Consider the following 10,441-nt stretch of genomic DNA (forward strand, 5'->3'; position numbering starts at 1 on the left):
TTCGAGCTGGCGGACGTCCTCCTGGCGCAGAAGGAGCGCGCCTCGCGCGGCGAGATCCAGGCGGTCGGCATCACCGGCAAACCGTTCATCCTCGCCGCGCGAGGCGCGCTCCTTCTGCGCCAGGAGGACGTCCGCCAGCTCGAAGAGCGACGCCGGCCCGAAGGTGTTGGGGCGGGTGTGGTCGCGGTCGTTGTCGAGCGTGATCAGAGCGAGCGTTCGGCCGCTGGGCAGCGGCACGTCGCGGACGTAGGAGTGGGTGACGACCTCGCCCTCGGCGAGGTCCACGAGGTTCTCGAATCCGTCGAGCATGGGTCAGCGTCCCTTCCGTCGTCCGCGCTTGCCGTCGTAGTGCGGGTTCTCCCAGATCACCGTGCCGCCCTGGCCGAGGCCGACGCAGAGGGCCGTCACGCCGTAGCGGACCTCGGGGTGCGACTCGAACTGCCGGGCCAGCTGGATCATCAGCCGGACCCCGGAGGAGGCGAGCGGATGGCCGATCGCGATCGCTCCGCCGTACTCGTTGACGCGCGGGTCGTCGTCGTCGAGGCCGAAGTGGTCGAGGAAGGAGAGCACCTGCACGGCGAACGCCTCGTTGAGCTCGAAGAGCCCGATGTCCTCGATGCCCAGGCCCGCCTTGCGGAGCGCCTTCTCGGTCGAGGGGACCGGGCCGATGCCCATGATCTCGGGCTCGACGCCGGCGTACGCGAAGCTCACCATCCGCATCTTCGCGGACAGGCCCAGCTCCTCCGCGGCCTCGGCGCTGGCCAGGAGCGACACCGTCGCCCCGTCGTTGAGCCCGGAGGAGTTGCCCGCGGTCACCCGGCCGTGGGGGCGGAACGGGGTCCGCAGGCCCGCGAGGCCCTCGAGGGTCGTCTCGGGGCGCGGTGCCTCATCGGCGGTCGCGAGGCCCCAGCCCGCGGCACTGCGCGTGGCGACGGGGACGAGGTCCGGCTGGATGCTGCCGGCGGCGTACGCGGCGGCGAGCTTCTGCTGGCTCCGCAGGGCGTAGTGGTCGGCGCGCTCCTTCGTCAGGTGCGGGAAGCGGTCGTGGATCCGCTCCGCCGTGCGGCCCATGTTGAGCGCGTCCTCGCCGACGAGGCGCTCGGAGAGGAAGCGCGGGTTGGGGTCGGCGCCGAAGCCCATCGGATGCCGGCCCATGTGCTCCACGCCGCCGGCGAGGACCACGTCGTAGGCGCCGAACGCGATGCCGCCCGCGGTCGCGGTGACCGAGGTCATCGCTCCGGCGCACATGCGGTCGATGGCGAAGCCGGGCACCGACTTCGGCAGCCCGGCGAGCAGCGCCGCCGTGCGGCCGAGGGTCAGGCCCTGGTCGCCCTGCTGGGTGGTGGCGGCGATCGCCACCTCGTCCACCCGCTCCTTCGGCAGCGCGCCGTTGCGCTCCAGCAGACCGATCATCGCCTTGACGACGAGGTCGTCGGCTCGGGTCTGCCAGTACATGCCCTTCTCGCCGGCACGCCCGAACGGAGTACGCACTCCGTCGACGAACACGACTTCGGATCTCTCGGCCACAATGCCTCCCAGGAACTCACGGTCGCCGTCGATCGTAGGAACCGGCACCGCGCAGCCGGAATCCTTTGCCGCTTCCTACGAAGGGGTTTCGGTGCCCTCGGCCGGCGCTTGGGCCGCTTCGACAAACGCGGTGGCGATCGAGCCCGACGTGGCTTCGACCTGCCAGGCGCGGGCGCCGGCGCGGGTGAGCTCCGCGGCGACCGACTCCGCGGTCAACGGCTCGGGCGGGTTCCAGGCCACCCGGCGCAGCAGCTCCGGCGTGAGCAGGTTCTCGACCGGGAGCGAGAGCAGCTCGGCGATCTCGGTGACCACGGCGCGTCCCGCCTTCAGACGGGCGTCGGCGGCCGGGTTGCGATCGCCCCACGCGCGCGGAGGGGGGAGCGTGTCGGCGGCAGGGCGGGTCGGGCTCGGCAGGTCCTCGGTCGTCGTCCCGCGCTCGATCGCGGCCCACCAGCGCTCGACCTCGCCGCGGCTGGCGCGGCCGGTGAAGTCGCGGCGGCCCGAGAGCTGTCCGATGCTGGTCGGGATGTTGCGGGCGACCGCGATGATCGAGGAGTCGGGGATCAGGCGGCCGGGAGCGATGTCGCGCTCGCGGGCGAACGCGTCCCGGGCCAGCCAGAGCTCGCGCGCCACGGCGAGGGGGCGCGGTCCGCGGAGCGAGTGCATGCCGGAGAGGCGGCGCCACGGGTCCGGCGGGACCGCCTTCGGAGCGCGCGCGAGCGTCGCCTCGAACTCCTCGCGGGCGATGCGCGTCTTCCGCGCGGCGATGAGCATCTCCTCCATGCGGTCGCGGAGGTCGACGAGGAGCTCCACGTCCTTCGCGGCGTAGACGAGCCAGCTCTGGGGGAGGGGGCGGGTCGACCAGTCGGCGGCCGAGTGCTCCTTGGCCAGGTGGATGCCGAGGAGGTCCTCGACGACGGCGCCGAGGCCCACCTTGGGCAGTCCGAGGAGTCGGGCGGCGAGCTCGGTGTCGAAGATCCGCACCGGGTCCAGGCCCACCTCGCGCAGGCAGGCGAGATCCTGGCTGGCGGCGTGGAGGACCCACTCCTCCTGGCCGATGACCGCCTGCAGGGCGTCCATCCGGCCGATGGCGGGGGGATCGAAGAGGAACGCGCCGGCGCCGCGCCGGTAGACCTGGATCAGGTACGCGCGCTGCGAGTAGGTGAAGCCGGAGGCGCGCTCGGCGTCGACGGCGACGGGGCCCTCGCCGGCGGCGAGGGCGTCGACCGCGGCGAGGAACTCGTCGGGCGTGGAGAGGACACGGTAATCAGTCACGGTTGTTCCGTCGGAAGGCGAGCGGGGTCACACCGTCGCTCGATACGGGCGGGAGACCCGCGAGCATGCACAACAGCTCCCCCCACCCTTCCACGTGAGCGGCGAGCTGCGCATCATCCGGGCTCCAGGAGGCGCGGATCTCGATCTGCGCACCGTCCCCCTGAGCGGCCAGCTCGCCGAAGCCGGTGGAGAGCACCTTGGTCGCCGTGCCGGACGCGGCGGAATAGGAGGCGCCCCGCGCCCCGAGGGCGTCGATGAGCCAGGACCAGGCGACCTCGGCGAGGAACGGATCGGTGCCGATCTCGACCTCGAGCGGGGCCTGGGCGAAGCAGACGACACGGAAGGGGCCGCCCCACTGCTCGGGCTCCTCGGGGTCGTAGAGCAGGATGAAGCGCCCCGTGCCCAGCTCGGAGTCGCGTCCGTGCGCGTGCGGCGCGACGTCGCCCGACAGGGCGAGGGCCCAGGGCGCGAGACCCGACGGCGAGGCGATCTCGGACACGGTGAGCTCGGCGCGCGTGGCAGCGGCGCGGATCGACTCCGTCGCGACCCGGAACTCCTCAGGGAGCTGGGACGACGCTGGGAATTCGGGCACGATCGCAGACTAGGGTTCCGACGCGCCCGGGACGCGGAGGCACGCCGGGTGGGCGGCTCTCAGCGCGTGCGGCTCCAGCGGGCGTAGACGGCCCCGGAATCGTCCGCGGCCAGGAGCGTCAGGGCGTAGGCGTCGTCGACGACCGCCGTGCCCGTCGCGACCGGGAGGCCCGGCAGGACGACGCGCGGCGAGGTGGTGAGGCACAGCTCGTCGACCCGGCCCGAGGCGAGGAACTGGCCCGAGAGCGAGGCGCCGCCCTCGCAGACGACGCGGTGCAGGCCGAGCCCGGCGAGAGCCTCCAGGAGCTCGTCGACGCCGATCCGCTCCGAGGAGGACGGGACCGGGACGACCTCGACGCCGGCGGGGAGCCCCTCCACCGCGCCGCGCGACTCCGGCACCAGCAGCAGGACCCGGGAGCCCTCCTGCAGCTCCAGGCGGTGCCCGGCGAGATCGCCCGAGGCGGAGACGACGGCGAGCGGGACCCGCCGGGGGACGCGGTAGCCCTCGGCGCGGACGCTCGCGGCTCCGACGAGGACGACGTCGGCCTGCTCGCGGACGACTCCGAGGATCGTGCGGTCGACGCGGTTGGTCAGCGTCTCGCTGGTGCCGTCGGAGCCGGTGCTGGAGCCGGTGACGCTCGCGATCATGTTCAGGCGCACGCGCACCGCCCCGTCGGGACGCCAGGCGTCCGCGACCGCCGCTCGCGCGCCCTCCTCGCCGATCACGATCGGCGGACCGGCGGGGACGAGCGGCCGGAGGATCATGCGGCCAGGTGCGCGCGGACCTGCCGCTTGGTGCGGCCGAGCAGCGCGGTCATGCCGCGCAGGCGCAGCGGCGAGACCGCCTCCGAGAGGCCGATGGTCTGCGGGAAGTCGTCGGGAACGGCGAGCACCTGCTCGGGGGTGAGCCCGGCCAGGCCCTGCGCCAGGATCGACGCGAAGCCGCGCGTCGTGGGCGCCTCGCGGGGAGCAGTGGCGTGCAGGTGGACGATCCCGCCCTCCACATCGACGACGATGAAGACGGGCGCCTGGCACTCCTCCACGCGCTCGAAGAGGTCCGGGTGGTCGCGGTAGCGCTCGGGCAGGTCGGGGAGCTCGTTCGAGAACTCGAGCAGGAGCTGCAGGCGCTCCGGCTTCTCGAGGGCGAGGAACTCCTCGCGGATGTCGCGCAGAGCGTCGGGGAGCGTGGTGTCGGTCATCCGGTCCAGTGTCTCATCGGGGGAGGGGCGGCGGGCGGTCGCAGCGGAGGCCGGGAGCGCCGATCCGGCCCGTCGACGGGCGGATCGGCGCTCCCGGCCTCCGTCGTGACGCGTCAGCGGGCCGCGGGGGCCTCGCCGGGCTCGGCGCCCTGCACGATCGGGACGCGGACGGCGCTGCCCCACTCGGTCCAGGAGCCGTCGTAGTTGCGGACGCCCTCGAAGCCGAGGAGGTGGGTCAGCACGAACCAGGTGTGGGCGGAGCGCTCGCCGATCCGGCAGTAGGCGATGACGGAGTCGCCGTCCTTCAGCCCCGCGCCCTCGCGGTAGATGCCGTTCAGCTCGTCGAGGGGGCGGAAGGTGCCGTCCTCGGCGGCGGCCCTGCCCCAGGGCACGTTCTGCGCGCTGGGGATGTGACCGGCGCGCAGGGCGCCCTCCTCCGGGTAGGCCGGCGCCGTGGTGCGCTGCCCGGTGAACTCCTCCGGGGAGCGGACGTCGATCAGCGGGTTGCCGAAGTGCGCGAGGACGTCGTCCTTGAAGGCGCGGATCTCGGCGTCGCTGCGTTCGACGACGGGGTACTCGGCGGGCTCCGGGGAGGAGGCGTCGGTGGTCGTCGGGCGGCCCTCCGCGAGCCACTTGTCGCGGCCGCCGTCGAGCAGACGGACGTCCTCGTGACCGAAGAGGGTGAAGACCCAGAGCGCGTAGGCGGCCCACCAGTTGTTCTTGTCGCCGTAGACGACGACGGTGGTGTCGCGGGCGATGCCCTTGCCGCCGACGAGCGCGGCGAACGCGGCGCCGTCGATGTAGTCGCGCTGCACCGGGTCGTTGAGGTCGGTGTGCCAGTCGATCTTGACGGAGCCGGGGATGTGGCCGGTCTCGTAGAGCAGGACGTCCTCGTCGGACTCGACGACGACGAGACCGGGAGTGCCGAGGCGCTGCTCGAGCCAGTCGGCGCTGACGAGCCGTTCGGGGTGCGCGTAGGAGGCGAACTTCGGCGACGGATCGGTTTCGACGGACAAGGAGGACCTCCAGGATGGTGCGCGGAGCGCGGGCGTGATTCCACGGCGGGCTACGCTGGAGCCCGCCCTTCAGCGACAGTACGCGTCCGCGGACGACGCCGCACGGAGGGCGCCGTAAGAGTTCGACACAGAACCGCGGCGGCTCCGTGCCCGGTGCGGCCGCCGCCACTGAGCGCACTGACCCCCGCCGTGCGCAGGATGCGAGACGCGAGTGAGCCCCGACGACGTCCGATCGACGAGCAGCCTGACCGCCCGCTCGCCCCAGATCAGCGGGCACGAGATCGCGTCGACGCTGGTGCCCCCGCGCCAGTTCGAGGGCGCCACCTTCGAGAGCTACCGTCCCGACCCGGAGTACCCCTCGCAGGCCGACGCGGTGGAGGCTCTGCGCGCGTTCGCCGCCGGCGGCGGATCCAAGGGAGGCGGCTTTCTGGGCTTCGGCCGGAAGAAGGCCCCCGCGGTCAAGCCGGGCGTGTACCTCGACGGCGGCTTCGGCGTCGGCAAGACCCACCTGCTCGCGGCGATCTGGCACGCGGTGCCGGGCCGCACCTACTTCGGGACGTTCATCGAGTACACCGCGCTCGTCGGCGCGCTCGGCTACGCGGCGACCGTCTCTCTCCTCAAGGGCTCAGCGCTCCTGTGCATCGACGAGTTCGAACTGGACGACCCGGGCGACACGATGCTGATGACGCGGCTCCTCGGCGAGCTCGTCGCCTCCGGGACCCGCATCGCCGCGACCTCGAACACCCCGCCCAACGCGCTGGGCGAGGGGCGCTTCGCCGCGGCGGACTTCCTCCGCGAGATCCAGTCGATGGCCGCCCACTTCGAGACGATGCGGATCGACGGCACCGACTACCGGCGCCGCGACATCGAGGGCCACGCCGTGGTGCGCACCGACGAGGAGATCGACGCTCTCGTCGCGGCCGCCCCCGCAGGCTCCGTCGTCACCGACGACCCGTTCGCGGACGCCGTGCACCACCTGGGCACCGTGCACCCCTCCCGCTACATCAAGGTGATCGATGGCGTCGACACCATCGTGCTCCGGGGCGTCACCGCTCTGACCGACCAGACCGATGCCCTGCGCCTCGTGGCCTTCATCGACCGGGTCTACGACGCGCAGATCCCGGTCCTCGCCTCCGGGACGCCCCTCGACGAGGTCTTCGGTGGCGACATGCTGAGCGGCGGCTACCGCAAGAAGTACCTGCGCTCGATGTCGCGGCTCATCGCGCTCACCTCGATGGCGCCCCGCTCCTAGAGGCGGATCCGCTCTCCTCCCGGCGGTCCCGGGGTCGTCGTCGTGCCGTCCGCCAGCGCGCCGTAACGCGCTTTTTACACAGGGGCCTCGGCCGTAACCTCCGCGAAACGCGGTGCCTCACGGGACGAAACCTCGCGCCACCAGACTGTCGGCTACCCGAGGTGACCCGACACCCGCGTGTCTCCAGGCCGTGCTCCGACGCAGCGTCCTCGCTCCGGGCTTTTCTCTGCACACTCACGAGAGGTTCAACAATGGATCAAGGCAATACCGCGTTCCTGCTCATCGCAGCCGCGCTGGTCCTGCTCATGACCCCCGGGCTCGCCTTCTTCTACGGCGGCCTGGTGCGTGCGAAGAGCGTCATCAGCATGATGATGCTCAGCTTCGGAGCCATGGGCCTCATCGGGGTCCTCTGGGTCCTGTACGGCTACGCGATCGCGTTCGGCAACGGCCCGTCCGGCCCCGCAGGGACCGACACCTTCGTCGGCATCGACGGCGTCCTCGGCATCGACACCGCCCAGATCGGCCTGCAGGGCATCTACAACGACGCGCTCGGCGAGCAGACGTCGGCCTACCCGACGCTGGCCTTCGCCGCGTTCCAGGCGACGTTCGCGATCATCACCGTCGCGCTCATCTCCGGCGCCATCGCGGACCGCGCGAAGTTCGGGGCCTGGATGGTCTTCGCCGGCGTCTGGGCCACCGTCGTCTACTTCCCGGTCGCCTCGTGGGTCTTCAACTTCACCCTCGGCGACGACGCCACCGTCGTCGACGGCGGCTGGATCGCCAACGGCGTCGGCGCGATCGACTTCGCGGGCGGCACCGCCGTCCACATCAACGCCGGAGCGGCGGCCCTCGCCCTCGCCCTGGTGCTCGGCAAGCGCGTCAACTTCACCAAGGGCGCGCACCAGCCGCACAACCCGCCGTTCGTGCTCCTGGGCGCCGGACTGCTGTGGTTCGGCTGGTTCGGGTTCAACGCCGGCTCCGAGCTCGCCGCCGACGGCATCGCGGCCGTCGCCTTCCTGAACACCATCGCCGCTCCGGCCGCCGCGATCCTCGGCTGGCTCGTCGTCGAGAAGATCAAGGACGGCAAGCCCACCTCGATCGGCGCCGCCTCGGGCGCGGTCGCGGGCCTCGTCGCGATCACCCCGGCCTGCGCCAGCCTGTCGCCGTTCTGGGCGATCGTCCTGGGCGTCATCACCGGCGCCGTCTGCGCCCTGGCGATCGACCTCAAGTACCGCCTCGGCTACGACGACTCGCTCGACGTGGTCGGCGTGCACCTGGTCGGCGGCCTCATCGGAACGCTCTACATCGGCTTCTTCGGCACCGGCGTGGGCCTGTTCCTCACCGGCGACGCGAGCCAGCTCGGCAAGCAGGCCCTCGCGGCCTTCACCGTCCTCGCCTACTCCTTCGTCATGACGCTCCTCATCGGCTGGATCATCCAGAAGACGATGGGCTTCCGCGTGAAGAACGAGGACGAGATCGCCGGCATCGACACGGCCATCCACGGCGAGGCGGGCTACGTCCTGGCGGACTGACCCCCTCCTCCGCAGCACCCGACGGGGTGCCGGCTCTCCGGAGCCGGCACCCCGTCGGCGCGTCCGCGACGGGCGACCGCCGGGCGCGCCCCCGCGGGCGGGCGGCCACGGATCCGGGCTAGGGTTCCGGGGTGCCCTCCTCGCGCTCGGTCGTGTCCCTGCTCCTCCGACTCCTCGGCCGCGCGGTCGCCCCGCGGCCGGACGCCGGGCCCCGCCCGCAGCGCCCGTACCTGAGCACGACGGCGCCGACCCCGGGCGCGAGCGGAGTGGGCCGCACCGTCGAGGTCGACCCGTCGCGGCTCCGCGGGGTCCGCCTCGGCTACGCGCCCACGCCCGACGGCGACCCGGACCCGGGCGAGGTCGTCTGGACCTGGGTGCCGTACGAGGAGGACGACGGCCGCGGCAAGGACCGCCCGGTGCTCGTGCTCGCGGTCGAGAAGTCGGGGACGGTGCTCGCCGTGCGGCTGAGCTCGAAGGAGCACTCCGACTACCTGGCCGTCGGGACCGGCGGCTGGGACCCGGACGGGCGCCCCAGCTGGGTCGACCCGGAGCGCGTGTTCCGCGTGCACCCCGCCGGGATGCGTCGCGAAGGAGCAGCTCTGGAGCGTGCTCGGTACGACGCCGTCGCCCGGGTGCTCTCGGCGCGGTACGGCTGGCACTGAGCGCTCGACGTCGTCGAGCGGCCACGAGAGGTCGCCGCTGAGCGCCGCAGGGGAGATCCCTGCCCGTCGAACGAGTGCCGTGCTCCTCGGAGGAGGCGTCAGACCGGGTCGATCGGCACGAAGCCCGCGTACTTCGCGGCGCGGCCGTCCCCGGAGGACGTGCCGGTGAGCCTGCGCTGCACCCACGGCGCGACGTGCTGCCGGTAGTACTGCACGGTTCCGCCGCGCCGGAGTGCGGGCTCGGAAGCGTCGGGCAGCGCGGCGGGCGGTGTGAGCCCGAGCGCCCGCAGGACCCGGTCGGCCACCCGCCGGTGCCCCCGCGGGCCGAGGTGCAGGCGGTCCTCCGACCACAGCTCCGGATCGGCGAAAGCGGGGTCGTGCCAGTTGTCGGCGACGACCACGTCGGTCCGATGGCTCGTCCGACGCAGGACGGCGTCGGTCAGCGCGTCCCCGCGGCGGCGGATGAGCGAGCCGAGCGGGAGCCGCGGCGACGGGTCGGCGCCGGCCAGGGCGATCAGCACGACGCCCTGCTCGTCGCAGCGCGCGAGGACGCGGAGGTAGGCGTCGGCGATCCGCTCGATGTCGGCGCGCGGGCGCAGCATGTCGTTGCCGCCTCCGTTGAAGGAGAGGTGGGTCGGGCCCAGGGCGAGCGCGGGCTCGAGCTGCTCGGCGAGGATCGGCGCGATGAGCCGGCCCCGGATCGCGAGATTGGCGTACTCGATCCGCTCGCCCGTGGCCGCCGCCCATCCCGCGGCCGTCAGATCGGCCCAGCCGCGCGGGGTGCCGTCCGGCCGCTCGTCGCCGACGCCCTCGGTGAAGGAATCGCCGATCGCGACGTAGCGGACGGCCGTCATCGGCGGGTTCCGGAGGTGCGCATCGTGGCACTGTACCGCTCCGCGGCCGGGCTCAGGCGCGGCGCCTCAGCGGGGTGACCGGTGCCGAGCGGGTGCTGCTGGGGCGGGCCGGCGTCGCGGCACCCGGCGCTGCGGCGAGCAGCTCCTCCTCGGGCCGGATGCCGGGCCGGTGCTCGCGCTCGGGACGCGGGGCGGCCCGGAACCAGGCGGCCAGCGCGGAGGACCGGCGGTGCCTCCGGTGGTCGCGGTCCAGCTCGGCGGTGCCCCGGTAGCCGGAGCCCCGGGCGATGCGGTCGAGGCCGCCGAGAGCGACGGGGGTGCTCGCCATCAGGACGGCGGCCAGCTCGAGTCGGCGGAGGGCGAGGTGCTCGTCGAGGCCGAGCCCGTAGCAGCGGCGGAACCGCAGCCGCAGCAGCAGGGCGGGCATCCGCAGCTCGGCGGCGGGGTGCACGCCGCGCTCGGCCAGGGCGGCGAGGAAGCCGGCGGTCCGCTCCCGGGTGGAGGACACTCCGTCCTCCCCGCCGAGCACCGCG

The 10,441-nt window shown here is 73.2% G+C and carries 11 protein-coding genes and 1 pseudogene; 3 read left to right on the forward strand and 9 right to left on the reverse strand.

What is annotated here, in order from left to right:
• From C5C33_RS17450 to C5C33_RS17480, 7 genes and pseudogenes are all read right to left on the reverse strand, one after another.
• Positions 1–309: pseudogene (locus C5C33_RS17450) on the reverse strand (3-hydroxyacyl-CoA dehydrogenase); the annotation flags it as partial.
• A gap of 3 nt (positions 310–312) precedes the next feature.
• Positions 313–1,527 (reverse strand): thiolase family protein, encoded by a 1,215-nt coding sequence (locus tag C5C33_RS17455; protein WP_104225236.1) that lies wholly within the window; start codon positions 1,525–1,527, stop codon positions 313–315.
• A gap of 75 nt (positions 1,528–1,602) precedes the next feature.
• Complete coding sequence (locus C5C33_RS17460) at positions 1,603–2,802, reverse strand: ribonuclease D (RefSeq protein WP_104222092.1); 1,200 nt, start codon at positions 2,800–2,802, stop codon at positions 1,603–1,605.
• On the reverse strand, positions 2,795–3,394 hold the full coding sequence (locus C5C33_RS17465) for a DUF3000 domain-containing protein (protein ID WP_104222090.1): 600 nt from the start codon (positions 3,392–3,394) through the stop codon (positions 2,795–2,797). The genes C5C33_RS17460 and C5C33_RS17465 overlap by 8 nt, the downstream gene beginning before the upstream one ends.
• 59 nt (positions 3,395–3,453) lie before the next feature.
• Complete coding sequence (locus C5C33_RS17470; RefSeq protein WP_104261736.1) at positions 3,454–4,158, reverse strand: dihydrofolate reductase family protein; 705 nt, start codon at positions 4,156–4,158, stop codon at positions 3,454–3,456.
• Positions 4,155–4,592: a SufE family protein gene (locus C5C33_RS17475; RefSeq protein ID WP_104222086.1), complete on the reverse strand. Its 438-nt coding sequence runs from the start codon at positions 4,590–4,592 to the stop codon at positions 4,155–4,157. Before C5C33_RS17475 ends, C5C33_RS17470 begins: the two co-directional genes overlap by 4 nt.
• A gap of 113 nt (positions 4,593–4,705) precedes the next feature.
• The gene (locus tag C5C33_RS17480; protein ID WP_104232576.1) at positions 4,706–5,608 is read right to left on the reverse strand and encodes a sulfurtransferase; all 903 of its coding nucleotides are present in this window, start codon (positions 5,606–5,608) and stop codon (positions 4,706–4,708) included.
• Between the two features lie 211 nt (positions 5,609–5,819).
• Between C5C33_RS17480 and zapE the strand changes: the two genes are divergently transcribed.
• The 3 genes from zapE to C5C33_RS17495 all read left to right on the forward strand — a co-directional run bounded on the left by zapE (position 5,820) and on the right by C5C33_RS17495 (position 9,054).
• Positions 5,820–6,860: a cell division protein ZapE gene (gene zapE, locus C5C33_RS17485; protein ID WP_104261737.1), complete on the forward strand. Its 1,041-nt coding sequence runs from the start codon at positions 5,820–5,822 to the stop codon at positions 6,858–6,860.
• Positions 6,861–7,111: 251 nt separating this feature from the next.
• Complete coding sequence (locus C5C33_RS17490) at positions 7,112–8,392, forward strand: ammonium transporter (protein WP_104261738.1); 1,281 nt, start codon at positions 7,112–7,114, stop codon at positions 8,390–8,392.
• A gap of 131 nt (positions 8,393–8,523) precedes the next feature.
• Positions 8,524–9,054 (forward strand): type II toxin-antitoxin system PemK/MazF family toxin, encoded by a 531-nt coding sequence (locus C5C33_RS17495; protein ID WP_167299028.1) that lies wholly within the window; start codon positions 8,524–8,526, stop codon positions 9,052–9,054.
• A 98-nt stretch (positions 9,055–9,152) separates the two neighbouring features.
• Here C5C33_RS17495 and C5C33_RS17500 read toward each other — a convergent pair whose 3' ends face one another.
• Together C5C33_RS17500 and C5C33_RS17505 are read right to left on the reverse strand one after the other, a co-directional pair.
• The gene (locus tag C5C33_RS17500; protein ID WP_104261739.1) at positions 9,153–9,908 is read right to left on the reverse strand and encodes an SGNH/GDSL hydrolase family protein; all 756 of its coding nucleotides are present in this window, start codon (positions 9,906–9,908) and stop codon (positions 9,153–9,155) included.
• A gap of 52 nt (positions 9,909–9,960) precedes the next feature.
• On the reverse strand, positions 9,961–10,441 hold a 481-nt coding region (locus tag C5C33_RS17505; protein ID WP_374953834.1), incomplete at its 5' end, for a hypothetical protein.

The sequence above is a fragment of the Rathayibacter sp. AY1H3 genome (genome assembly GCF_002932015.1).